The following is a 23934-nucleotide window of genomic DNA, read 5'->3' as shown; positions in this document are numbered from 1 at the left end:
CAACACCGTCAAATTTTCTTCGAGTTAAACCCTATACACATGAATTACGCCTGCTTTAAGGTCTTATTTTTCTTTCTGGTTTTCAGGAACACCAGCACAAAACCGACACCCACAAGAGCAAAACCGTAGGCCATAACCATGGCACTTAGCTGGGTAAAAAGGAAGAGGGCCGAGAGGGCTCCGAGGGCAGGAGGAATCGGAAACTTCCCTATACTGAGAGGGACCCTGAAAGGCCGCCTTTTCTCGGGTTCGGTGTAACGGAGCTTGATAAGGGAGAGGTTGACCATGATGAATACGATGAAAATCATGAAGTTCGAAATGTTTGCAACGGTTGCGATGTCCCTCAAGAATACGAAAAGGATTGAAAGCCCCACGACGCCGAGGATAGAAATCCAGGGAGTCCCACGGGAAGGGTGGATCCGGGAAAGGATGTTGGGAAGGGAGCCGGAAGCTGCCATGCCATAGATGATTCTCGAACCCCCCAGCATAACAACCAGCACGGTGTTTACCGTGGAGAAGAGGGCAATCCAGGAAAGGAGGACAAAGGCTTTGTCCCCTAAGACCACGGTTGCTATTTCGGCAAGAGGCGCAGCTGAAACCCCGAGGGTCCGGTAGTTGAGCACACTTACTGCCACCACTGCCACGCAGACGTAAAGGATGACAGTGGTAAAAATTGCAAGGATCAGGGCCTTTGGGGTTGTCTTCTCGGGGTCCTTTGTCTCCTGGGCAAGCCTTACGATGTCTTCAAAACCCAGGAAGGCAAAAAAGATGAGGGCAGAGGCTTCAAATACCCCTGAAAAGCTTGTCATCTCGAAGTAATTGACTGTCCCCAGGAACGGAATCCCTATGTAGATTATTATCAGCAGCCCCGAAAACTCGATTAGCGTGATGAGGATTGCAAGCCGGGCCGATTCTTTGATCCCGTAAAACATGACAAAACCGAGGAGCAGCAGCACCCCAATCGCCCCCTCCAGAATTCCGGCCCCGAAAAGAGAACTGTAGTAACCCCCAAAGCCCAGGGCAACTGCGGAAGCCGTGATAACCACCACGTAAATAATCAGCAGGCCCACAAGAAGCCCCACCTTTTCCCCGAAAGCCCTCCTTACAAATTCGTATTCAGCCCCGGCCCGGGGGTACATTGAAGCAAGCTCCATATAACTCAGGGCAGAGAGGGACGCAGCGGTACCTGCAAATAAAAACGAAAGCCAGACAAGGTTGCCTGCAAGCCCGGCGGCTTTTCCCACAAGCACGTAAATCCCGGCCCCGAGGATGCTGCCCACCCCGGTTAGTGTAACCTCTACCAGGCTCAATTCACGCTTTAATGCCGGTTCCCTGTCCGTAAGCAAACCCCCATGTCCCCGGAAATTTCGGTCCCGGGCCTGTGAGAAAAAAATCACTTTTTATGGAAACTACATTTGAAATTCAAGCAATTATAGACCTGAGGAAACTATGATCCTGAAAAAACGTAGCATTACCTGAGGAAGCTGTGATCCTGAAAAAACGTAGCATTACCTGAGGAAGCTGTGATCCTGAAAAAAGTAGCCATGATTAGTAAATATTAGTAAATGTTACTCGCCATAACAGTTAAACGTTCACAACCAGTAATTAAAGTAGATGGATATTTCCAGGTTCAGCTCCATTGCTCGCCCGATCGACCCTAACTATCCGACAAACCGGGCAATTTTGATCCTTACTCTCTTCGTCATCTTCGCAAGTGCAGGCTTTCAGGTTCTTTCAGGTATCCCTCCGGTAAAGGTGCTAATACCAGGTATTCGAACCGGAATCTACGTCTTTCTTGCCTGGGCGCTTGCCCGTGAACTGGACCCCGACAATGAACTTTCGGCTTTTACTGCAGCTTTTCTTGCCTGTGTCGCACTCCTGTATTTCCCTGTCCCCGGGTTGCTTGCTTCGGTTTTGTTTCTCCTTTTAATCAGGATTTTGAACAGGAGTACCGGCCTCCCCGCAAAAAGCTTCGATTCCCTGGTGATACTCTTACTTTCAGGCTGGCTCGCCCTGCAGGAAAACTGGATTTTCGGGGCTACGGCTGCTGCGGCTTTCTTCCTGGACAGCAGGCTTTCAGAGCCTAAGAGGCAGCAGCTTTTTTTTGCAGGTGCCGCAGCTCTTACCTCAGCTTTTACACTCCTCAGGGAGTTGAAAACTGGATTATGGGGAGGCGGAGTAAGCGAAGCCACTCCTCTGCAGGTAACGGGTTTGATTCTGATTCTGCTTATTCCGGCAATCTTTTTCGTGCCGCATATCCTGGCTTCCCGTAAAATAAAGTCAAAAGGTGACCGGAACGGGCTACCCCTTGATCCCGGAAGAATTCAGGCAGCCCAGGTCACAGCACTACTGGGTGCTCTTGCGCTTGCAGCCCTGGAAGGGTGGCATGGAGTGGAACTCTTTATACCCTTATGGAGCGCAGTGATCGGGATTTTCCTGTATGCTTTTTTGGAACTGATCCGGGCACGCCTATAAACGCAGGCCCGGAAGAATTCAGGTAAACCCCGATTGGAAACCAGGGAATTTCCCGCTTATTCTTCCATATTCCGATCGAAAACTCAGGCATTTCCCGCTTATTCTTCCATCTTTTCCGCAAGTTCCAGGGCTATTCTTTGTACTTCCTTAAGGTCCTCTTCTTTCGGAGCCCCTTTCACCTGGAGCGTTCCCACAACTTCGATTTTTGTCGGGGCCAGCATTTCAGCTGCCTGCTTCAGGGCACCGCCCCCCCAGCCGTAGGAGCCGAGAAGAACCCCATACTTAATGGGTGGCTTGAAAGCTTTTACCAGGTAAGCTCCCTGCATGGCAAGCGGGTGCATCCCGCCAAGGACTGTCGGGCTCCCTAGCACCACGGCCCGGCTGTCCACGAGTTCCCGGGCAAGGTCCCCGATGTCTGAGACTGCAAGGTTGTAGAGGCGGACGTCAATGCCTTTTGAGAGCAGGGTTTCGGCCATTTCCCTAACCAGTTTTTCCGTGGAGCCCCACATGCTTGCGTAGACGACGAGGGCTTTCTTTTCGCTTTCTCCTGATGTCCATTTCCTGTGAGGTCCCAGGATCCTTTCAGGGTTTTTGTACATTGGTCCATGGCTGGGGGCAATGACCCGGATTTCAAGATCCTTTATTTTCTCAAGAGCCTTTGCCCCCTGTTTCCTGAAGGGCATCATGATCTCCCCGAAGTAGCGCTTGGCCATGGGTATCAGGTCTTCAATGTCCTCGTCATAAACGCCCTGAGCTGTGTGAGCCCCGAAAAAGTCGCAGGAGAAAAGGATTTTATCTTCCTCAAGATAGGTGAACATGGTCTCAGGCCAGTGAAGCCAGGGGGCTTCAATAAACCTGAGGGTTTTTCCCCCTAGATCGAGCAGGTCTCCGTCCCCAACGATTTTTACCCGCTCATCCGGGATCTCATGATAATTCCTGACCATCCCTATTCCCTTTTTCGTGGTGACTAGCACGGCTTTCGGGGCTCTTTCCATGATGAAACGTATCGCATTGGAGTGGTCAGGCTCGGCATGGTTCATTATAAGGTAGTCGAGCTTTTCGAGCTCGGTTACTTTATTGATTTTTTCCACGAATTCCTTCTCAAACCCCGGGTTCACGGTATCGATAAGAACGGTTTTCTCCGTGCCCTTCACAAGATACGAATTGTAGCTGGTGCCCTCCGGAAGAGGGACCAGGGCATCAAAGAGCCGGCGGTTCCAGTCTTTTGCCCCTACCCAGAATACATTGTCAGCAATTTCAGGTACGTAATAACTTTCCATATCTTATTCCCCCATTTTCCGGAACATTACTCCGGCCGAAAAGCAGCGAGGCATTCAGGGTGCCATTCAAAGAAATACAGCAGAAAACCGGTGTCACATGAAATGTTTTCACCTTAACCGGTGTCACATGAAATGTTTTCACATAAGCTGATTCCATCCAAACTATACAATGTGTCATTTCAACTGTTATCAGGCCTGACTGCAAGCAATGTTCTTTTAAGAATTAACTACTGCATTATATATAATGCCTAATTCGGAAAGCTCCGTAAGAAATAATAATGGATTACAAAAATTTTTAGTTTCGGGGGCATTGCTTAAGTTCATTTCCCCAATTCCGTATCCCAACCAAACATTTTTTTAAATAAAAGTTGCTAAAAATTTATATATATGTTAATAATCTTCTTCTTTCCTTATTAATATTAATAAGCATACCTAAAAAGTACCAAATGAAAACTATATATAGTCACCAAGCAGTTAACTACTTCCTGTCAGGCAATGAAATAAAAAATAATTGACTAATGTGGGAACCATTGAAGCCTGAAGAATATTCAGTATTGAAATGAGGCTTTGAATACTGCTTATATTCTAATCAAAAAAGAAGGGATATTTATGAAAACATCAAATGTAGAACTCAATCCTAACAGACTGGTACAGCATCTCAATAAGCCAGCAAGCGAATTCACTAAAGACGACATTATAAGGTTCATCAAGGATAACGGCATTAAGATGCTGAATTTCCGCTATGCTGGCGGCGATGGCAGGCTTAAAGCCCTCACCTTCGTAATCAGAGACGAAGAGCATCTTGACAACTTACTTTCCGCCGGTGAGAGAGTAGACGGATCAAGTCTTTTTTCATACATTGAGGCAGACACAAGCGACCTCTATGTCCTTCCTAAATACAGGACTGCCTTCGTAAATCCTTTTGAAGAAATTCCCACCCTGGACATCCTCTGTTCTTACTTCGACAAGGAAGGAAACCCCCTCAAAAGCTCTTCTGAAACCGTCATGAAGAAGGCTACCCAGATCCTGACTGAGAAGACAGGCTACGAGCTCCAGGCAATGGGCGAACTCGAATACTATATCATCGCCAACAAAGATGAAGTCAACATGGGTTTCCCGGCCGTTGATCAGGCAGGATACCACGAGTCCAATCCCTTTACCAAATTCGATCAGCTCAGAAAGGAAGCAATGATGTACGTTTCCGAAGCTGGCGGAAAAATCAAATACGGACACTCTGAAGTCGGAAACTTCACTGACGACAAGTACTACTACGAGCAGAACGAAATCGAATTCGAGACCGACTCACCTGAAAGCAGTGTCGAAAGTCTGCTTATTGCAAAATGGATGCTCAGGATGCTTGCAGACCAGTACGGTGTAGTTGTCAGCTTTGCCCCGAAGATCACTGTCGGAAAAGCCGGAAGCGGACTGCACGTCCATATGAAGCTCCTGAAGGACGGAAAGAGCGTTATGGTAGAGAACGGCGATGTTAGTAACACTGCAAAGCGTGCAATGGCCGGGCTTCTTGACGTTGCGTCAGGAATCACTGCCTTTGGAAACAGGATCCCTACATCCTACCTGCGCCTTGTTCCTCACCAGGAAGCTCCCACAAATATTTGCTGGGGAGACAGAAACCGCTCTGCTCTGGTCCGTGTGCCCCTTGGCTGGTTCTCCAAAGGCTCCAGCAAGATGGTAGCCATAGCCAATCCGAACTACGACGAGGAGTTCAGGGAACACAGTTACAAGTCTACCTTTGAATTCCGTGCTGCAGACCCTTCAGCTGACCTTTACCTGCTCTTAGCAGCCTTTGCTGTAGGTATCCGCCATGGATTTGAGATGGAAGATGCCCTTGAAATTGCCGACAAGCTCTATATTAGCGTTAACATCTTCAAGGACGAACATAAAGACAGACTTGCCCAGCTTGAACACCTCCCCGCTTCTTGCTACGAGTCCGCTCAGGCCCTGAAGAAACAAAAGGACGTTTTCACTCAGTACGATGTCTTCACTGAAGGTATGATTGACGACAGCGCAAAACTCCTTGAAGCCTTTGACGACGATCAGCTCAGTGAGAGGCTCTACGGCAAGAACGACGAAATCAAGAAGCTTGTGGACAGTTTCATCCACATTGCTTAATCACGATAGTCAAAACGACTAAAAACGAACCTTAAAAAACGAACCTTTTTTCTTTTTCCTGCCGGAAAAAGAATCAGGGCCCCTGTTTTGCAAGGGCAGGGGTTCTGCAACCATCTTTCCTCCGTCCGGCTTTTCCTCCTTATTTCCTGCACTTCTTTTTATTTCCTGCACTTCTTTCATGCCCCCAGGTACTCGATATCCTGTACAGGAACCTTAAAACCGACTGTTTTTTGATTAAAAGAAAATAGCGGCCGGGTTGAAAATCCCCGAACTCAGGCCGAGATAACCTTAAATGACCTTCCCGAAACGTTGCTGAACTAAAGCCAAATTAACCGGAATAGCCTCATTTTGTCTTTTTTGCACCGGACGCAAGTCCGGCTTTTTCAGAACAAAAAGGGAAAAGATAATTGGAAAGAAAAAGCGACCGAACATAGTCGGTAAGAGGAAGGGGCTGAGTATCAATAGTCAAGGATACTTATAATTTATGTGCCATGCTATGGTGGTTTTTTTATTCCTTATTTTTATCCCTTATTCATTATCACTTATTCACTATCTTAACAGCTGTTCCGTATGCAAGGATCTCGGCTGCCCCTGCCATTACCATGGAGGTCATGAACCTGACATTCACAACGGCATCCGCTCCCATCTTTTCGGCGTCATCCACCATACGGTTGATTGACTTTTCCCTTGCTTCTTCAAGCATCTGGGAGTATTCTGTCAGTTCGCCCCCTACAACGGTGCGCAGGCCTGACATGATATCCTTGCCGATATGCTTGGCCTGAATGGTACTGCCGCGGGCCATTCCAAGGGTATGTACAATCTCCTTTCCTGCTATTGTATCTGTGGTTGCGATAATCATGTTTTCACCTAATATCTCCTTTCAATTTCCTTATCCTCAACACTCATTTTTTCCATAATCAGGGCCAATAAAGCCAGCACTATGCCTGCTACAATTGCCCCAATAGAAATTTTAAGAATCAGGCTGGATTCTATGGTAAAAAAATTATAAAGGGCATATCCAAGCAACAGGATAAAACCTGTGACTGTCAGTCCTATGCCAAGATTTTTCACCGCCGAGTTGCTATTCAGAAGAACACCTCTTCAAACAAAACTGGAAATCATCACAGAAACCAGGTTACTTGAGATATTATATAAGTACAGGATATACTATATCATTTTCGTTATATTAATGAATATGTCTCATCTAATGCAATGCTCTCTTTAAGGAACTCTCTTTAGGGAAAATCCACTGCAAGAAAATACATATTACCCTGTGAAACATAGATAGACGTAACTGCTTTGTAAGATGCTTCACCATAAGCTCATCTTCAAAAGCTTAAAATTTAAAACTTAAATTGCTTATCAAACTCCTGCTGTGTGGATGTTAACAATGGCTGCTTCAGTGAAAAGTAACCCGCAAAATAGGCCGCCTTACGATAACTGGCGAAATACCTTATATACAATAATATTTGAAGCAGAATCCCCCGCAGGAAAGCTTTTTGATGAAATCCTGATTCTTGCCATCCTGCTGAGCATTATTGTTGTTATGCTCGACAGCGTTAGCAGCATTGCGGCTATACATGGCGATTTGTTCTATACCCTGGAATGGATTTTCACGATACTGTTCACAGTGGAGTATTTTTTACGCCTGATCTGTGTTGGCCGGCCCATCCGGTATGCCACGAGTTTCTTCGGTATCATAGACCTGCTGGCAATTCTCCCTACCTATCTTAGCCTTATGCTGCCGGGCAGCCAGTACCTGCTGGTGATCCGGAGTTTGCGCTTACTCCGGGTTTTCAGGGTGCTCAAACTTGCCCAGTATATTGGTGAAGCTGATTTATTGATAAGAGCTTTACGTGCAAGCCGGAGAAAAATAACCCTGTTCTTATTTACTGTTTTGACTCTGGTGGTGATATTGGGCTCCCTTATGTATGTTATTGAAGGGGCAGATAGTGGGTTTACCAGCATACCCCGGAGCATCTACTGGGCAATCATAACCCTTACCACCGTAGGATACGGGGACATAGTCCCCGAAACGAATCTCGGGCAGGCCCTGGCATCGATTATTATGATAATAGGTTACAGCATCATAGCGGTCCCTACCGGCATTGTAACATCCGAGATCACCTATGCAAGCAAATACCTTGGTGGAAGGGTGTGCCATAATTGCAGTTTTGAAGGAAATGACAGCGATGCCAGATACTGTAAGCGCTGCGGGGCAAAATTATAAGCTCATTGGCGGTTGCAGGGAGTTTGAAAAATTTGACCAGCTGATCGTTCGTTTTCAGAATATTGTCTGCACTTCTTACTTAACCGCGAAAATCCTGAAAAACTCCAAGATGAAAACCAACTTAACCATATTAGCCTCATTGAGTCGTTCTTGTCCCGGAAGCCAAAGGCTTCCGGCTTTTCCAGAATAAAAAGGAAAAAGACGAGTGAAAAGTAAAAAACAGCGCAAAACTACACACGCCAACAAAAAAGGTATTAATATTTAAAAAAAGTCCATGCTTATTTCACATTAATCACTCATTTTCATTTTGGAGAGGGCCGCCAGGCAAGCTGGCGGAGGCTTATCGATCTCTTATTAGTGTTAAACGGTTTTTCGGATCAAAAATCGTTCAACAGAACCTGAAAACCATAATTTGCCCCTGCTGATCAGGAAAATTCCCGGGCAGGATTGAAGTTCTTTCTGCCCGAAACATCCTTCCACATCTGGCTCAAAGCCCACATTCCGTTTTTCCCTGAAGCTTTGATCTTCAGCCGTGCTTCCTGCTCTTTTTCAAAACGCACAGGGCACACACAATTCCTGCCAGAGCAAAGCCTGCTCCAAAGCCGAGAGCTTTTTCATCTCCACCTCCAGTGCCGGCTTCGGCAGTATTATCTTCAACCTTTGCTTCAACAGGGTTCCCTGTATTTTCCGAAACTGCCGAATCTTCTTTTTCAGTTATTTCTAACCGGCTGGCAGCTATCGCAAATGGGGAGTAACCCGGGGTTTCGGCTTCGAAGTACACGAGGTTTTCATCGTCTCCCTCTACAACGCGGGTAACGAGAGCATTCCACTCTCCGTCACTGTATCGGTAAAGGAGAACGGCATTTTCACCAACGCCGTTGGATTCAAGCCATTCTTTTTCAACCCTGAACCCTATCACCGCATTTCCTATGTTTTCCGGGCTTGCAACGCCTTCGTTTCCTACCCAGATGTTCACGTTTTTGTAGACTACTCCGGCAGGCAGTTCATCTACAAGGGCGGATTTGCCTTTGAGCATCTCAACATTAGTGAAGGTTTTGCCAAAAGTCCTCTTTGCATCAAATGCAACGTAGCAGACGCAGGTAACACCTTCAGGGAAATCGAACTTTACCCTGTTACCGTTTGTAACGAACTGCTGGGCGAGTTCCTTTATCTCAATGTTACTGGCAGATTCGGGAGAACCTCCACCTCCGCCCCCGCCGGATGAACCGGAAGAGGAATGAGATTTGGGTTTTGCCACTGCAGTGTAGATGCTTGAGTTGTTCCACGCAACGTTGCCCCAAGCATCAGCTACTGAAACGTTTACCGGATACGTCCCTTCTTCAGCTACGAGGCTTCCCTGCCAGATGTCTCTTCCGGTGAAGTTCAGGGAGATTCCGGAAGCTTTCATGGAAAGTATGCCGATATTATCGGTGGCATTGACGGTTACGAGAATGCTGTCTCCTGTATAGAGATACGTCTGGTTTAGCTCGACTGAATTGACAATCGGGGCCTCGTTATCGGGTACAAGCGGGACATAATTGTCAGAGGAGGTCAGCAGGGGATAAATGTCGTATTCATAAGGAGCGTCTCCAATTCCGTTTTCATCCTTATCCGGTCCACTGTAATCCGAATAGTAATTTCCGAGGTAGCTTGTCTGTTTTTTCCCATTGTAGAGGTAGTTTACGGGTTCTGAGCTGTTCCAGAAGTTGTTTCCATCTTCGCTTATCTGAATCGAATTATCCAGCAGATTATTAAGGAAAAGCCTGTTGCCGCTTGATAAAAGCAGAAAGATGCCGTAATCGTTGTTCAGGGCGCTGTTATTTTCAAGCCAGTTGCCGGTCGAAGCGACAAGATAAATGCCGTAACAGTTGCTCGACACTTTATTATTTTCAAGCATGTTGCTGTTTGAAGAGGACAGATAGATTCCCTGGTCCTTGTTCGAATCAGCGCTGTTGTTTTCAAGTATGTTATTATCGGAAAGATTCAGGTAAATGCCTTTGCAGTTTTCCGATAACTTGTTGTTTTCTATGAGGCAGGCTTCAGTCCCTGAAAGCAAGATTCCAGAAGGTCTATTGGTCTCTGCATTAGCCCCTGTTATATTGAACCCAGCAATTGTTACAGAATCGGCAGTTACCTCAAAAACATGATCATCAGGATTCGATGCCGTGATAATGGTGTCCTCAGAACCAGTTTCAGAAAGGAGTGTTAAGCTCTTGGTAATTTCCAAGTTTTCTGTGTATGTTCCGTTTTTCACTATCAACATATCTCCGTTTTGAGTATCATGATCCTCTATAGCCTTTTGGATAGTCAGAAATAACTCACCCGTACGTGTGTTATTGACGTTTGCTGGCTGGATAGACCATGCCTTCAGGGGATATTTGTCTCCATTTACCGTATAGGGAGCAGCAGGGTAGTCTATGACGCCGTCGCCTCCGTCATCTCCCGTGCAGTCTGAATAGAAGTTTCCAAGATAACCGTTATGAAGATCCCCATTATAAATATACCAGACCTTTTCGGGGGAATTCCATATGTTACCAGTACAGCTTTCTAAGCCTACATTAAAAGTGTTATTAAAGTAATTGATAAAGATTCGATTACTGTTAGAAGACTTTAGATAGATGCCATAGTCTGTGTTCGACTCTGCCTTGTTGTTTAAAAGCACATTATAGTTACTTAAATAATCAAGATTGATGCCATAGCCGTTTTTCGATGCATTGTTGTTAAAAAGTGTGTTGTTGTTCGAAGAATAAAGATGGATGCCGTCGTCGTTGTTTGATGCTGTATTATTTTCAAGCGTGTTTCTGTTTGAAGAATCCAGCCAAATGCCGTCGTCGTTGTTTGATGCTGTATTATTTTCAAGCGTGTTGCTGCTCGAAAAAATAAGATGGATGCCCTCGTAGTTGTTCAATGCATTATTTCTTGAAAGTGTGTTGTTACTCGATGAATAAAGTTCAATACCATTGTTGTTGGACGAAGCAGTATTTTTTGAGAGCGTGTTGCTACTCGAACAATCCAGCTTGATGCCTTGGAAGCTGCTTGATACTTTGTTATTTTCAAGTATGTTGCTGCTCGAGGAAACCAGCTTGATGCCATAGCCGTTTTTCGATGCATTGTTGTTAAATAGTGTGTTGTTGCTCGAAGAGTAAAGATAGATGCCGTATATGCGGTTCACTAAGGTGTTATTCTCTAAAGTGTTGTTACCCGATGAATAAAGCTCGATTCCATTGTCGTTGAAAGAAACAGTATTGTTTGAAATTGTGTTGCTGCTCGAAGAAGCAAGAAGGATCCCATTGTTGTCGTTCCAATCCACGGTGTTGTTTCCAAGAGTGTTGTTGCTTGATGAATGAAGCTCGATTCCATTGTGATTTTCCATCAAGCTGTTGCTTTCCAGTTTAGAGTCCGTGGTATTGTAAAGGAAGATTCCGTTTCCTGCCTTTTTAATAGCCAAGTCTTTTACAGTGATATTTTTACAATCAATCAGGTAAACAGTTTCTGCATTTGAAGACGAATTGATTTCAAGGTCTGAAACTTCAACAAGATAATAAATTGGCTTTCCGTCCACTCTGTTATTAGCATAGATAATATTGGTGCCCAGATATCCACCATTTACATCAAAATTATGCGTGTTGCCCTGCATCAGGTTTCCGGAAAGAATACTGCTGTTCGATGAATGCAGACTGATGCCGTAGTAGTTGTTCGATGCTGTGTTGTTTTCAAGCGTGTTGCTGCTCGAACAATCCAGATAAATTCCGTAGTAGTCGTTGTTAAATGCGGTATTATTTGAAAGTGTGCTGCTATTTGAAGAATCCAGCCATATGCCATAATAGTTGTTTGATGCTGTGTTATCTTCAAGCACGTTATTGCTTGAAGAAATAAGAGATATGCCGTTGATGTGATTGTTAGATACGATATTATTTGAAAGCGTGTTGCTGCTTGAAGAAATAATAGAGGTGCCATACTCACTGTTCGATGCAGTATTATTTGAAAGTGTATTGTTACTCGAAGAGGTAAGAGAGATGCCGTAGCAGTTGTACAACGCAGTATTGTTTGAAAGCGTGTTGCTGTTTGAATCGTCCAGATAAATTCCGTAGTAGTTGTTGTTAAATGCGGTATTGTTTGAAAGTGTGTTATTACTCGAAGAAATAAGAGATATGCCGTAGCCGTATTCTGACAGTCTATTATTTATTAAGTTGCACTCTTCAACTTCAAAAAGACAGATGCCACACTTAAAGCTGATAGCTCCGGTTTGACTTATGTGAAACCCGCTTATCGTTACGGAATCATTTGTGATTTTAAATATGTCTTTTTCGGAGACCAGAGCCTGAACCGTGGTAAAGTCAGGCCCGTTTTCGGATCGTATGGTCAGGTTTTCCACATTTACCAAAATGTTTTCATTGTATGTCCCGTCTCTCACGATGATCGTATCCTCGGGAGAGGCATTGTTTACTGCAGCCTGGATCGACTCTCCGGGACTTACGAAAATAGTTGATGCCACCGAAGTGCCACTGTTTATTAATAGGAGGATTGTTACTGCTGCCAGGCAAAATATTTTATGATTGTTTATCCGGGTTCTTCTACAACATCTCATGGGGATTCCTTACAATATTTATGAAAAATTAAGAATTAATTGATCAAAGTGTTATTTTTTTACAACTAATGTATTTTTTATGAGAATAACTACAAAAAATTAACTTATTTTTAAATAAAAATATAGTTAAGTAGATGTGAAAAATGATATTAAGGATAAAAATTAGCAGATTAGCAACTTTTAATGTTACTTAAATTACTAACAAACGTTATCTTAATGAATTAATTTATATATTGAAATGTGACTTTTATATAATAGTGAATAAGTTGTGGGGTGTGGTTCGGGGAATTTTTTAGGCTCCCATATATAGAATTTGCCAATTTGACTTTAAATTGTAGAGGGTTTCCGGGAAAAACCAAAGATGAAAAAATACCGACTACCGATAATTAGCTGCTTGATCATAGTTTCAATTTTTGTTTTAGCATTTAATATGCCTCATAATGGGGAACGATCTACAACAATTAGTAGTGCAAAACAACTTAAAATAACTGCAGGTGAAATTGGAGCTGGATGGAAAGAAGAAAACTATCAATATATGAGTGATCCGATAGAATTTCTTGAGAATTTTGTTAATCAAATTGATGAAATAGGATTTAATCCTGAGGAAGCAAAAAAAGACAAAGAACGTTTGCTGGAAATGGCAACTAAACTTAATGAATCAAATATGAAAGATGGTTCTATATTACAACTGAGAAAATCAGATAATAAAATTACAACGAGTTTCATCGAATTGGACACTTTTGTCTTCAATGACCTCAATGGTGCAAAGAAATATTTTGATTACAGGAACAATAAAAACAATGGAACAAGAATATCAGGAATTGGAGATGAAGTTGCTGTCGTTTCAGAGAAATATGGCAGTCGGCATATTTATTTTGTCCGGATCTCAAACGCTTTCATGGAAATAATTGTATATGACGAAGAAGAAGAGGCAAGAGCAGTTGCAGAGAAAATCGTTGAAATTCTTCATAAGAAAAGTTCTACAAAACCGGGACTCTCTATATTATAGGAAGGTAAATTGTGAAAACAAAGAGGATGGACATAATTGCAGGAGTTCTGGTATTTCTCCTTTTAGGCTTTTATATCTATAGCATCTTTCCTTATATTTTATATGGTTCTCTGCTCCCTCTTTACGATATATATAATAAAGACGATACTCGTCATGAGGTAGTTGTTGAGGTATTCGGTTTATACAACCAATCTATAATCAAGGAAAAATATTCCGTGGGACCAGAGGGAGGGGCTTCTTATCCAAAAACATCCTGGTTCAAATTTAATCGTTGGACAACTTATAGATTTAAAATCACTTTGGATAATAAAACAGTAAGTGCATATAATGGGAAAATTAGCAACTTTAAAAAAGTTCACATAGTATTATATGACGAAGATAGTAAGTATTATCCAATTGTCGTGGATGAAATGTCTTATGAACCGGGAAAAGGCATGAAGTGGGATTATGGTTTAATTTGACATAAAAATGAATTTTACTTTTCAATTTTTTTGATAATAAGTTTATGCTTGGATTGCATTGGAAAGCTAACCATGAATCCCTCATTCAATATTTGAATGAAGAGAATACAAATGTTCAATTGACTGCAGAGGAAAAGAGCCGCCAGGCAAGCTGGCGGAGGCTTATCGATCTCTTATCAGCACAAAAACGGATTTGGGGTTGCAATTGGTATTCTTCACAAAATGGGAAGCGGGGTTTTTCCAGAAGCTCAAAAAGAAAAAACGGGAACTTTTTGATCAGGGTCAGAATTCCTGGGTTGGTTTTATCTACTGTAAAGAAATGTATAGAGGATTGGTTCAGAAAATAAGGATAAAAAACCCGGATTGATTCAAAAATGACAGGAACGAGCAATCCAGAAGAAAATAATTCAGAAAACGCCCCGAAAATCACCATCATCTGTTCTGCCCCTGACCTTGCCAGCCAGAACATAAAGAAACACCTCCTTGCCCTTGTGGAATGGAAGCCCCTTGAACTCCCGGAAAACTCAGGTTTCTCCGCTGCCCGTGAATCCGCAGACGGGAAGTTCAGGCTTGTGGACATCGAGGAGATCCACGTTTTCCAGGATGGGCTTGATAAAAAACTGGAAGTTGCAGGGCTCCCGGCTTCCCTGATCATCTTTGCCTCCAAGCACAGGAGCAAGCAGGAAGTAAAGTCCCTGACCGTGCACTGCACAGGAAACTCCTCGGACGAAGCCAGGCTCGGGGGACACCCGAGAGAGCTTGCAGTCTCCTCCCCGCCAGCCATGAAGTCCATCCTGATGGAGATGAAAAGGCTTGCCGAAGCAAAGGGGCTGAACTACGACGTTACACTGGAAGTAACCCACCACGGGCCAACCGAACTAACTGTGCCCTCCCTCTATGCCGAAATAGGGAGCACCGAGGGGCAGTGGGAAGAACCGGTCCCCGGGGAGGTCGTCGCTCAGGCTATCCTTGCGGTATCCCTAAAAAAAGTCCCCACAGCAGTCGGGTTCGGGGGCGGGCATTATGCCATGCGCCAGACCGGGATGCTGCTGGAAACCGCCATCTCCTTCGGGCACAACTTCCCGAAGTACCAGCTTGAGTTTGTGGACGAGGCCCTTATCCGGCAGGCAGTCGAGAAATCCGGCGCCGACTTCGTCTACTTTGACAGGAAGTCCATGAAAAGTGCGGACAAAAAGCGGATCACCGAAATCGTGGAAAAACTGGGGTTTTCGGTCCTGAAAGAATCCGAGATCCGGGAAAAGTACGGGCTTTCCGGAGAAGAAATTTCAGGATCGGAATAAAGCTATAAGGATCCGGAAAGAAATTATCAGTGGCGTATGAATCATGTTTCACATTGAGCTTTTCCCCCTTGCCCTCCGCTTTGTGCTCGGCGGCAGTGCGGTAGTTGCATCCACGCTGGTTGCACGGGCTTTCGGAGGCCGGATCGGGGGAATCTTTGCAGCTTTTCCGGCAGTCTACCTGGCCGCCATCCTTGGCCTGGGCCTGGAATTCAGAGGACAGGACCTTCTTTTTATGTCCGAACAGGTCTCAAAGGGTGCCCTTGTAGGGATGGTCGCAGATATTGGCTGTGCCCTTGCAGCCAGCTACCTGATCCTAAGATACGGATGGAAATCGGGCTTATCCCGGGCTCTCCTGTTCTGGGCCGTGCTTGCACCGGCAATTTACTTTGCATGGTACGGTTTTTGAAACAAAAACCCAAAAAGTAGCTGAATGTAAGGTGAAGGAAATCAAAGACGGAAATTAAAACGGAAAGTAAACGGAACGTAAAAACGGAAAGTAAAACAGAAATTAAAACTCGAAGTCAAAGACGGAAATTTGAGATAAGGGAGAAATTCATGGAAATTGATATCCGGGATCTTGCTTTAAGGTTCATCCTCGGGGGAAGCTCTGTTGTTGCCTGTTTTCTTGTCCTGCAGCTCCTTCCCTGGAAGGCTTTTGCGGGGATTTTTGCCGCTTTTCCGGCAGTGATGGTTGCAGCTGTTATTATGGCAGGCCACTTTGAAAGTTCCGAGCGGGCCGCTGACATTGCTCTCGGGGCAAGCGCCGGGATGATGGGCTGCACGGTCTGTGTGCTTGTGGCCAGCCTCGGCATGCAGTACCTGAACAAATGGGGCCTTTCCCTTCTTATTGCCCTCGTGGCCTGGCTCTTCAGCTCCTTTGTGTTCATAAGGCTTATGCAGGGCTTCCTTGAAAGAAGGAGGGAAGAAAGAGGTAGGGGGACAGCCCCCTAAAAATATTTCTTGAATCACAAGAGGGGATTCCGGTCAGATTTCGGTCAGATTCATGGCTAAAACGGCCGGGAGTTTATTCCCCAGTTTATTCCCCAGTTTATTCTTTTAGCTTCATCGGTTTTCCGCAGCAGGAAATGTCTCCTGTGCAGCAGGCTCCCAGTTCACATTCCTCTCCGCATTCTTTTATAACCTGCACTTCGAATCCGCAGTCTTCACAAAAAAGAACCTGGCCTTTCGTCATTTCATTGCAGCGCATATTGAATCACCTGATTTTGATTGATTAGAAAACTATGCATTCCGGATTCAAACTGCTTTTGAAACAAAGGTTCTGAAGATTATTCTATGCTAAAAAATAAGAAGGGATAAGCTGAAGTTTGACTTCTTTTTCTTCAAATCCCCGGAAACTTATCTGAAAAATTTAACATAATCCATCTCAAAAGTCACTTTTACTTTCAAAATAAAAATGAAAATGTTTAAATATCAGATCCGACTATTTGTTGCAAATATCAATTATTAACAATTACACCTTTTGTAATTGTTAAACATTAAGTTTTCATTAAATGAACTTCATGTAAATCCCCAGAAGCTTACGAATCGACTCTAAAATCCGGCTATGGTACCTCTGCATCTGTGCGCCTTAGTTACATGTATAGCGTCCTGGAGGAAGCATGTTAGATGACAAAAGAATAAAAGAAATCAGGCGGTTAATGCTGGAAAGGACGATACTTTTCAACAAATTATTTGAAAGAGAGGTTTATCAAAAAATCTCCCGGACCAGCCTGGAAGAGCTCGAAAAACTCAGCAAACAGCAGCCTCTGGCCATCATGATAATTGGCACGGCAGGAGAAATAATTCCTTCATACCTGGGCCTGTGCATGAACCTGGATAGGAGCAGCCTTTCAAGGATGATAGATTCCCTCGAGAAAAAAGATATTGTCGGAAGAAGAACGGATCCGGAAGACCGCAGAAAAGTCCTGATATCCCTTACTGAAAAGGGTAAAAGGTACTATGAAGTAATGAATGAGAAAATGAGAGAAGTTGATGCATTTCTCATGGGACATCTTGAGGAACAGGAAATCAAAGATTATGAAGAATGTCTTAAAACAGAGGTACGGATCATGAGAAAAATTGATTTCGTAAAGGGGGCAGGAGATAGATCCTGACCGGTAAAAATCCCTACCTGAAGGATTCATGCATTCGGCCCGGTTTGATTAATAACACTGATAAAGCATTTGCATAACAGGGTTTCTTGCTCCAGGGGACCTGAACAAGCACTAAAAGATTTGATTCATTTTTCATGGGGATTCCGGTTTTGATTAGCCTTGGCTATGTATTTTTCCCGGATTAAGCTGCTGACAAAAAGGACCTGATAATGAATCAGAAAAGCACCTGATAATGAATCAGAAAAGCACCTGATGATGAATCAGAAAAGAACCTGATGATGAATCAGAAAAGCACCTGAAAATTTCAGATGAAGATTGTCCCAAAATCAAAAGGAAGAAATCATATCTGTTATGCCTCCAGGGGGGTAGCACCATAAAAAAGATATTCGAAAAATTAGGAGTTTTTATCCAGAGTAACCGTCCGACTATAATCGCTGTCATGTTCCTTTTTGTCCTTCTGTCCTTTCAAGGGGCACAGATGATCGAGATGGCTTCAGGGACGGAAACTTTTGTTTCGAAAGGTACACAACTGTATAAAGATTATGACCACCTTTTCAAGAAGAACTTCCAGACCGAAGACATTGTAGTGATGGTCGAGGGAAATGAGGTCACATCTGCAGCCGTGATGAAAGCCGCGGATAGGCTGGAGCAGCAGATGTTGACCGTCCCGGGAGTTCTGTCGGCTACCAGCCCTGCTACCCTGATAAAGCAAATCAATTACAAAGTTTCAGGACGGGCCAGGATTCCGGATTCGGACCGGGAAGTCCAGGACATGCTTGAGAGCAGGCCGGAAATGTTCGAAACCCTGATGCCTGACAAAACCCACATGATGATCGGGATTAAGATTGCAGGCAGCACGACTGACCAGCAGCGGGAAGACATCCTGAATGTCCTGGACACTTCCCTGGAAGAAGCTGCTTTTCCGCCCGGGTACAGCCTCGTTATCACTGGTTCTCCTGCCCTGCGGCTTGACATTAACAAAGAAATAAGCCAGAGCATGGGAGTCCTGCTCGGAGTTGCCTCCCTTCTGATGGTTGTCGTGCTTCTCCTCGTCTTCAGGCATGTAAGGTGGGGGCTGCTGCCGCTTCCTGTTGTGCTTCTGGGGGTCTTTTTTACATTCGGGGTTATGGGATATGCCGGAGTGCCAATGACAATGGTGTCCATGGCAGCTTTTCCCGTCCTGATCGGGATAGGGATTGACTATGCCATCCAGTTTCACAACAGGATGGAAGAGGAAATCCGCTTCGGAAAGAACTCAGGAAAGGCCCTTGTCCTTACCATCAAACACACGGCCCCTGCGGTCCTGATAGCCCTGGCAATGACTGCACTTGGCTTTATCCCTCTTTTTACTTCCACCATCCCCATGATTCGGGATTTCGGAAAACTGCTCCTGATAGGAGTAATTATGTGTTACGTCTCTGCAATCTTTTTCGGGCTTGTAACCCTTTACAGTTTCGACTGGCTGGCAAAGAGGAATCCACTTGGGGTTTTCAAAAAGAAAAATGGAGAGGGAAAAACTGATTCAGGTCTTGAAAGTTCTCCCGGGGCAGGGGTGCAGGAAACAAAGGTGCAGGAAGGAAAAGCAATCGAAAAAGTCCTTATCCGGGTCGCCGACTTTACCATCAACCATTCCAGAGTCATCCTCGCAATTGCTCTTCTTACCTGTTTTGCGGGGATTTACGCAGACCAGTCAGTCCCGATCCAGAGCGATACGAATAGCTTCATCCCTCAGGATATGCCTTCCCTGATACATTTTAAACAGATGCAGGACATAATTCCCGGAATGGGGGACCACCTGAATATCATTCTTAAAGTTAGGGATAACAGTGACCCGCAGGTCCTGGAGTGGATGGACGAGTTCAGCAGGCATGAAGTTGTAAACCGGGGCCATGTCTATGCAGCTACGAGCATTGTAGACCTTGTTAAGGAAAGAAACGGAGGCAGCATCCCCGAAACGTCCGAAGAAATACGTGAAATATACAGCGAAATCCCCGCCAGCCAGAGTAGAGAATACAAACAGGGCAGCCAGCTGCTTACAATTGACCTGGATATAGGGCAGGCTATGGAGAACCTCGAAATCACGGGCATTAAAGAGCTGCGAGACATTATTAAGGAAGATGTACAGTGGATGCAGCCTCCTCCGGACGTTACTGTCACCATTACCGGCCAGAGTGTGGCGATGATTGACATAATAAGTGCCCTTACGAGCGGGAGAGTCTTTATGACCATGCTTGGAATAGGGCTTGTGCTGCTCGGGTTGATTGTGGTTTACAGGAACCCCGTAAAGGCGCTTTCCCCCATAATTCCCATGTTTATTGTCGTTGGCTGGTCAGGCCTTGTCATGTCCGGGCTGGGCCTTGCATATACGCCAATGACTGCAGTGCTTGGGGCTTTGATCCTTGGGGTGGGGTCCGAATATTCCATCCTGATGATGGAACGCTACTTTGAGGAAAAGGAAAACGGGCTGGACCCTGTGGGAGCCATCAACCAGGCAGTGACAACCACAGGCTCCGCCCTGATAGCTTCCGGAGCTACAACGGTCTTCGGGTTTTCAGCCCTTATTTTCTCGCCCTTCCCCATTCTGAGCAATTTCGGGTTGGTGACTGTTATTGATGTTTTCCTGGCAATCTTCGTCACCTTCGTGGTCTTCCCACCCCTTATTGTGATGATGGATACCCGCCAGGAGAAAAGAAAAGCAAGAGCAGCCTGAGATAAGGAAAAAACAGTGGAGTGGTTTCGGGACACATATCCCCATTTTTAAATCTTATTTTTTATTTCAGTCGAATACCCCGTAGCTTGCTGCGGGGATGGATACTTCCCCGGTAACCGTTGGTGACAATGCTAATTCTCAATTCCACTTTTTGTTTGTTAACTTCTACTCGAAATAAATCATATTAGGTCTATTGGACTCTGGTCCAAAATCTAGTGATTTTTGCATTTTTTGATTGGAACAATGAATTTGCAGGAAGAATTCGTTCTTCAATCAAACTCAATATTCGGCATCTAAAGACTTCAATCAAGAGGCCGTGTTCAAAGGACCACAACAAATTTCAAAATCCAGTGATTTTTTAGTTTACATCAATCACTGGATTTTGGAACTGAGTCGTCTATTGTCTTCTTTTACGGAATTTTCAGCGGTGGCGCGAACATACCCCGTTGCTTGCAGCGGGGTGCGCCAGCGCAACTTTGATTTTTCTCTTGTTCTGGCGCTTCTCCATGCACTGACCGAAGCGACCTGAATAATTCTTCAAAAATCGAATCTATCCGCTTTCGGCACAATTTTAATCCGTCTCAAAACCCCGGACCCGGTCTTACCTACTTTGATCAGGTCGTTTTGTCAATTGGGGTGGCTGGCGAATTGAAAACAACCATATACACCGCTGCTGGTCATTCGATTGGTTTGCTGAACTTCACCGAAGCAACCGGAATGGCATCTCCCGTCGTTTTTGTCCCGAGCGTCAGCGAGGCCCGCCCAGAAAAATTGTCAAAATGAAAAAAACATACAAAAAAATAACTTCCCCGGTACAAGAAATCAACATGAAGCACGCGAAGGCCATTTTTTGAGTCAATATGAAGCCCATTGTTCAAAAATAAAAATGCGGTTTCTGGCTTGATTACTATATCTTATTCATAAAAGTCAGGGAAAAGCCGGTTGCTTCGCAACCGGGGGTGGGCACGGGGTTGGACTACGTGATGGAACCCCGACAAAGATCGAAAATCGAATTGCAAAAAATTTACCACAGGCTTACAATCTAAAAATCCCGATATCCGGGGTTCGGATTTTTTAAAGACCAACCCATATCACTCGAATGAATCCCTAACTTCCTTCAACATCTCCCTGATCTCAATCCCCTGCGGGCAAACCTCCTCACATTCCCCGCACTCAACGCAGTTTCCGGCCTTTTCTTCCGGGGCCAGAAGGACTCCGTACTGGAACCTGGCATTTTCCACATCATCAAGCACGTAGACGTCATTCAGGTAACCGAGGTTCCGCGGGATGTTTACTCCCTGAGGGCAGGGGATGCAGTACTTGCAGCCGGTGCAGTTGACTTTGATCCGGGCTTTGTAGATCTCTTTGACTTCCGCGATAAGGTCTTTTTCTTCGGGGGAAAGGGAATTGGGGAGCCCTTCGTCCGCAATTCTCAGGTTTTCTTCCAGGTGCCCTATTTCCGACATCCCGCTCAGGACTACGCTGATTTCGGGATAGTTCCAGAGGTAGCGAAAAGCCCATTCTGCGGGGCTTCTTTTGATTTTGGAACGGTCCCAGATCTTTTTGGCTTCTTCCGGAACTTTTGAGGCCAGGTTTCCGCCGCGCAGGGGTTCCATGATGACGACGGCAAGGCCCTTTTCACCCGCGTATTTCAGGCCCTCGACCCCTGCCTGGAAGTCTTCGTCCAGGTAGTTGAACTGGATCTGGCAGAGGTCCCAGGGGTAGGCGTCCAGGACTTCTTTGAAAACGTCCAGATCATCGTGGAAGGAAAAACCGGTGTATTTGATCTTCCCGGCTGTGCGGGCTCTTTCCAGGAATTCGAAAATCCCGAACTTCTTCATTTTATCCCAGTAGCTTTTCTTTACCCCGTGGAGGAGATAGAAGTCGATGCAGTCCGTCTGGAGTTTTTCGAGCTGCTCGTTTAAAAAGCGGTCCATGTCCTCTTTGCAGTTTACGCGCTTGCAGGAAAGTTTGGTTGCGAGGTGGACTTTTTCCCGGTAGCCGTCGGCAAGGGCTTTTCCCAGGAAAACTTCGCCTTTCCCGCCGTGATAGGAATAGGCAGCGTCAACGTAATTTACCCCGTGGTCAATGGCGTAGCGGAGGAGTTCGATTGCTTTTTCCTCATCGATATTATCAACCGCTCCGTCGATAACCGGAAGCCTCATGGAACCGTAGCCAAGAATCGAAACCTTTTCACCTGTTTTTCCTAATTTGCGGTATAGCATTTTTTGCCCCGGTGTTAGTCCTTCATCAGTTTATTCCTTAATTTTCAGATTCAATTGCTTTTGTGCTTTTGTGCTTTTGTGCTTTTGTGCTTTTGTGCTTTTGTGCCTTTTTACTTTTTTGCCCTTTCAAGCACAATCAATTATTTCGCTGACTCTTTTTCCATTTCAGCTAAAATCAATTTTCCCGCTAAATCCATTTAACACATTCGGAACTAATTCACAGGCCATAACATATTCATCGGGAATTTCAGGTGTATGCTTGATGCCAAAATCTACAGCCGATCTGAACCCGAATTTATTATAATAGGCAGGGTCGCCGACAAGAACTACTACCGTATAACCCAGCTCTTTTGCCAGCCTGAAACTTTCTTTTATCAGTTCGGAACCGACTCCTTTGTTCCGATATTCCAATAGGACGGAAATAGGTGCTATCAAAAGGGCTTCAAATTTACCATCGCCGGTCGTGATATAGGTCTTTGTCAGCATAATATGCCCGATTAGCTTGCCGTCTTCCTCTGCGACTAACGCAAGTTCGGGAATATAGTTGCCGCTGCCTCGCAGTTCAATGGTAAAATCCTGTTCTTTGCCATTAGAAACTTTTGCGGTTTGAAATGCAACTTTCACCAGATCGTATATCCGGTCAAAATCTTTCTCGGTTTCTTTTCTGATAATCATTTTAATTCTCCAGGGCACTATTGGAATTGGATTTTGGGATAAATATAACTGTGAAATTTGGATAAAAGGCTTTGTATATTTTTGAAAATTAGTGGATTAAAAGTAGGGATGGGTTGTTTTTGTCATCCGTAAGTAAGCTGAGCGGTATTCCGGGCATAGCCATAAACTATATATATCATACAATATAATTAGGGTAATGCTAACTAACTGAATACTGCTAAATAATAACTAACTAAATACCAGCTAATAAAATACTAACTAACAGAATGATCGAGATATGATGGCGAAAAAAGAGCATTTATTCATAGTTTTTGAAAACCTGATCAAAATCAAAAGCGAATGCTCTTGTGAGATCTTCTCTGAATGCGGGTTATCGGAAATTACAATGAAGCAGATCGGATATTTAAAGGTCATTGATGAGCATGGGGATGTAACATTTAGCAAACTTGCTAAAATCACCAACCATTCAAAACCCACCATTACAGAGATGATTAACAAATTTGCCAGAATGCAGTGTGTTTACAGGGAAAAATCTCCCGATGACGGCAGGATCTATTATATCCGCCTGACCGAAAAGGGGCAGAGGATAGCCCGTGCCGAAGAGAAAGCTTTACTAAGGGTTATTGAAAAGATGGCAGATTCCCTGGACGAAAAGGAAATGGAATCCCTGATTAAGCTTCTTGAAAAGGTCAGATAATTTTTTTTAACTGGCAAATTAGTTAGGGAAACTCAAACT

At 44.6% G+C, this 23934-nt stretch carries 19 protein-coding genes; 11 read left to right on the top strand and 8 right to left on the bottom strand.

What is annotated here, in order from left to right:
* Nucleotides 1-44: 44 nt before the first annotated feature.
* Nucleotides 45-1346, bottom strand: a complete 1302-nt coding sequence (locus MSMTP_RS10175; RefSeq protein WP_048178971.1) for an APC family permease — start codon at nt 1344-1346, stop codon at nt 45-47.
* Between the two features lie 268 nt (nt 1347-1614).
* On the opposite strand from MSMTP_RS10175, the gene MSMTP_RS10170 reads away from it, so the two are divergent.
* Nucleotides 1615-2475 (top strand): hypothetical protein, encoded by an 861-nt coding sequence (locus MSMTP_RS10170; protein ID WP_048178970.1) that lies wholly within the window; start codon nt 1615-1617, stop codon nt 2473-2475.
* Nucleotides 2476-2573: 98 nt separating this feature from the next.
* Here the strand turns inward: MSMTP_RS10170 and MSMTP_RS10165 are convergent, their stop codons facing one another.
* Nucleotides 2574-3755 (bottom strand): FprA family A-type flavoprotein, encoded by a 1182-nt coding sequence (locus tag MSMTP_RS10165; RefSeq protein WP_048178968.1) that lies wholly within the window; start codon nt 3753-3755, stop codon nt 2574-2576.
* 609 nt (nt 3756-4364) lie between these two features.
* Here MSMTP_RS10165 and MSMTP_RS10160 point away from each other — a divergent pair.
* Complete coding sequence (locus tag MSMTP_RS10160) at nt 4365-5885, top strand: glutamine synthetase family protein (protein ID WP_048178966.1); 1521 nt, start codon at nt 4365-4367, stop codon at nt 5883-5885.
* 538 nt (nt 5886-6423) lie between these two features.
* Here the strand turns inward: MSMTP_RS10160 and MSMTP_RS10155 are convergent.
* Nucleotides 6424-6744 (bottom strand): YbjQ family protein, encoded by a 321-nt coding sequence (locus tag MSMTP_RS10155; protein WP_048178964.1) that lies wholly within the window; start codon nt 6742-6744, stop codon nt 6424-6426.
* A gap of 8 nt (nt 6745-6752) precedes the next feature.
* Nucleotides 6753-6956: a hypothetical protein gene (locus MSMTP_RS10150; RefSeq protein WP_048178963.1), complete on the bottom strand. Its 204-nt coding sequence runs from the start codon at nt 6954-6956 to the stop codon at nt 6753-6755.
* 319 nt (nt 6957-7275) lie between these two features.
* On the opposite strand from MSMTP_RS10150, the gene MSMTP_RS10145 reads away from it, so the two are divergent.
* Complete coding sequence (locus MSMTP_RS10145; protein ID WP_048178961.1) at nt 7276-8115, top strand: ion transporter; 840 nt, start codon at nt 7276-7278, stop codon at nt 8113-8115.
* A gap of 526 nt (nt 8116-8641) precedes the next feature.
* On the opposite strand, the gene MSMTP_RS18015 is transcribed toward MSMTP_RS10145, so the two are convergent.
* Nucleotides 8642-12610, bottom strand: coding sequence for a NosD domain-containing protein (locus MSMTP_RS18015; RefSeq protein WP_052718367.1), 3969 nt, complete (start codon nt 12608-12610; stop codon nt 8642-8644).
* A gap of 487 nt (nt 12611-13097) precedes the next feature.
* Between MSMTP_RS18015 and MSMTP_RS10135 the strand changes: the two genes are divergently transcribed.
* The 5 genes from MSMTP_RS10135 (at nt 13098) to MSMTP_RS10115 (ending at nt 16425) form a co-directional block, all read left to right on the top strand.
* Entirely contained in the window at nt 13098-13712 is a 615-nt protein-coding gene (locus MSMTP_RS10135; RefSeq protein ID WP_156153787.1) for a hypothetical protein, read from the top strand.
* A gap of 11 nt (nt 13713-13723) precedes the next feature.
* The gene (locus MSMTP_RS10130) at nt 13724-14173 is read left to right on the top strand and encodes a hypothetical protein (protein ID WP_048178957.1); all 450 of its coding nucleotides are present in this window, start codon (nt 13724-13726) and stop codon (nt 14171-14173) included.
* A gap of 374 nt (nt 14174-14547) precedes the next feature.
* On the top strand, nt 14548-15474 hold the full coding sequence (locus MSMTP_RS10125; RefSeq protein WP_048178956.1) for a D-aminoacyl-tRNA deacylase: 927 nt from the start codon (nt 14548-14550) through the stop codon (nt 15472-15474).
* A 43-nt stretch (nt 15475-15517) separates the two neighbouring features.
* Nucleotides 15518-15880: a DUF3147 family protein gene (locus MSMTP_RS10120; protein WP_048178954.1), complete on the top strand. Its 363-nt coding sequence runs from the start codon at nt 15518-15520 to the stop codon at nt 15878-15880.
* Between the two features lie 149 nt (nt 15881-16029).
* A complete protein-coding gene (locus MSMTP_RS10115) occupies nt 16030-16425 on the top strand; it encodes a DUF3147 family protein (RefSeq protein ID WP_048178952.1) in 396 nt (131 codons plus the stop codon).
* A 97-nt stretch (nt 16426-16522) separates the two neighbouring features.
* Here MSMTP_RS10115 and MSMTP_RS19730 read toward each other — a convergent pair whose 3' ends face one another.
* Complete coding sequence (locus MSMTP_RS19730; protein WP_197076065.1) at nt 16523-16681, bottom strand: hypothetical protein; 159 nt, start codon at nt 16679-16681, stop codon at nt 16523-16525.
* 412 nt (nt 16682-17093) lie between these two features.
* On the opposite strand from MSMTP_RS19730, the gene MSMTP_RS10110 reads away from it, so the two are divergent.
* Both MSMTP_RS10110 and MSMTP_RS10105 read left to right on the top strand, forming a co-directional pair.
* Nucleotides 17094-17588: a MarR family winged helix-turn-helix transcriptional regulator gene (locus MSMTP_RS10110; protein ID WP_048178950.1), complete on the top strand. Its 495-nt coding sequence runs from the start codon at nt 17094-17096 to the stop codon at nt 17586-17588.
* A gap of 325 nt (nt 17589-17913) precedes the next feature.
* Nucleotides 17914-20298, top strand: a complete 2385-nt coding sequence (locus MSMTP_RS10105; RefSeq protein WP_369799636.1) for a hydrophobe/amphiphile efflux-3 (HAE3) family transporter — start codon at nt 17914-17916, stop codon at nt 20296-20298.
* A 1091-nt stretch (nt 20299-21389) separates the two neighbouring features.
* Here MSMTP_RS10105 and MSMTP_RS10100 read toward each other — a convergent pair.
* Together MSMTP_RS10100 and MSMTP_RS10095 are read right to left on the bottom strand one after the other, a co-directional pair.
* Nucleotides 21390-22523 (bottom strand): aldo/keto reductase, encoded by a 1134-nt coding sequence (locus MSMTP_RS10100; RefSeq protein WP_048178946.1) that lies wholly within the window; start codon nt 22521-22523, stop codon nt 21390-21392.
* A 165-nt stretch (nt 22524-22688) separates the two neighbouring features.
* Nucleotides 22689-23198 (bottom strand): GNAT family N-acetyltransferase, encoded by a 510-nt coding sequence (locus MSMTP_RS10095; RefSeq protein WP_048178945.1) that lies wholly within the window; start codon nt 23196-23198, stop codon nt 22689-22691.
* 385 nt (nt 23199-23583) lie between these two features.
* Here MSMTP_RS10095 and MSMTP_RS10090 point away from each other — a divergent pair, with 385 nt between their 5' ends.
* A complete protein-coding gene (locus MSMTP_RS10090) occupies nt 23584-23895 on the top strand; it encodes a MarR family winged helix-turn-helix transcriptional regulator (protein WP_231582747.1) in 312 nt (103 codons plus the stop codon).
* Nucleotides 23896-23934: the final 39 nt, after the last annotated feature.

The organism is Methanosarcina sp. MTP4 (assembly GCF_000970045.1).
Taxonomy (GTDB): Archaea; Halobacteriota; Methanosarcinia; order Methanosarcinales; family Methanosarcinaceae; genus MTP4.
Note: the sequence above shows the minus strand (reverse complement) of the source record. Positions and strands in the feature narration are given on the sequence as shown.

Coding starts and splice junctions, on each gene's coding strand:
- MSMTP_RS10110 (WP_048178950.1), top strand. CDS start 17,094: ATGTTAGATGACAAAAGAATAAAAGAAATCAGGCGGTTAATGCTGGAA.
- MSMTP_RS10155 (WP_048178964.1), bottom strand. CDS start 6,744: ATGATTATCGCAACCACAGATACAATAGCAGGAAAGGAGATTGTACAT.
- MSMTP_RS10160 (WP_048178966.1), top strand. CDS start 4,365: ATGAAAACATCAAATGTAGAACTCAATCCTAACAGACTGGTACAGCAT.
- MSMTP_RS19730 (WP_197076065.1), bottom strand. CDS start 16,681: ATGCGCTGCAATGAAATGACGAAAGGCCAGGTTCTTTTTTGTGAAGAC.
- MSMTP_RS10145 (WP_048178961.1), top strand. CDS start 7,276: ATGGCTGCTTCAGTGAAAAGTAACCCGCAAAATAGGCCGCCTTACGAT.
- MSMTP_RS10095 (WP_048178945.1), bottom strand. CDS start 23,198: ATGATTATCAGAAAAGAAACCGAGAAAGATTTTGACCGGATATACGAT.
- MSMTP_RS10120 (WP_048178954.1), top strand. CDS start 15,518: ATGTTTCACATTGAGCTTTTCCCCCTTGCCCTCCGCTTTGTGCTCGGC.
- MSMTP_RS10125 (WP_048178956.1), top strand. CDS start 14,548: ATGACAGGAACGAGCAATCCAGAAGAAAATAATTCAGAAAACGCCCCG.
- MSMTP_RS10170 (WP_048178970.1), top strand. CDS start 1,615: ATGGATATTTCCAGGTTCAGCTCCATTGCTCGCCCGATCGACCCTAAC.
- MSMTP_RS10115 (WP_048178952.1), top strand. CDS start 16,030: ATGGAAATTGATATCCGGGATCTTGCTTTAAGGTTCATCCTCGGGGGA.
- MSMTP_RS10090 (WP_231582747.1), top strand. CDS start 23,584: ATGAAGCAGATCGGATATTTAAAGGTCATTGATGAGCATGGGGATGTA.
- MSMTP_RS10100 (WP_048178946.1), bottom strand. CDS start 22,523: ATGCTATACCGCAAATTAGGAAAAACAGGTGAAAAGGTTTCGATTCTT.
- MSMTP_RS10165 (WP_048178968.1), bottom strand. CDS start 3,755: ATGGAAAGTTATTACGTACCTGAAATTGCTGACAATGTATTCTGGGTA.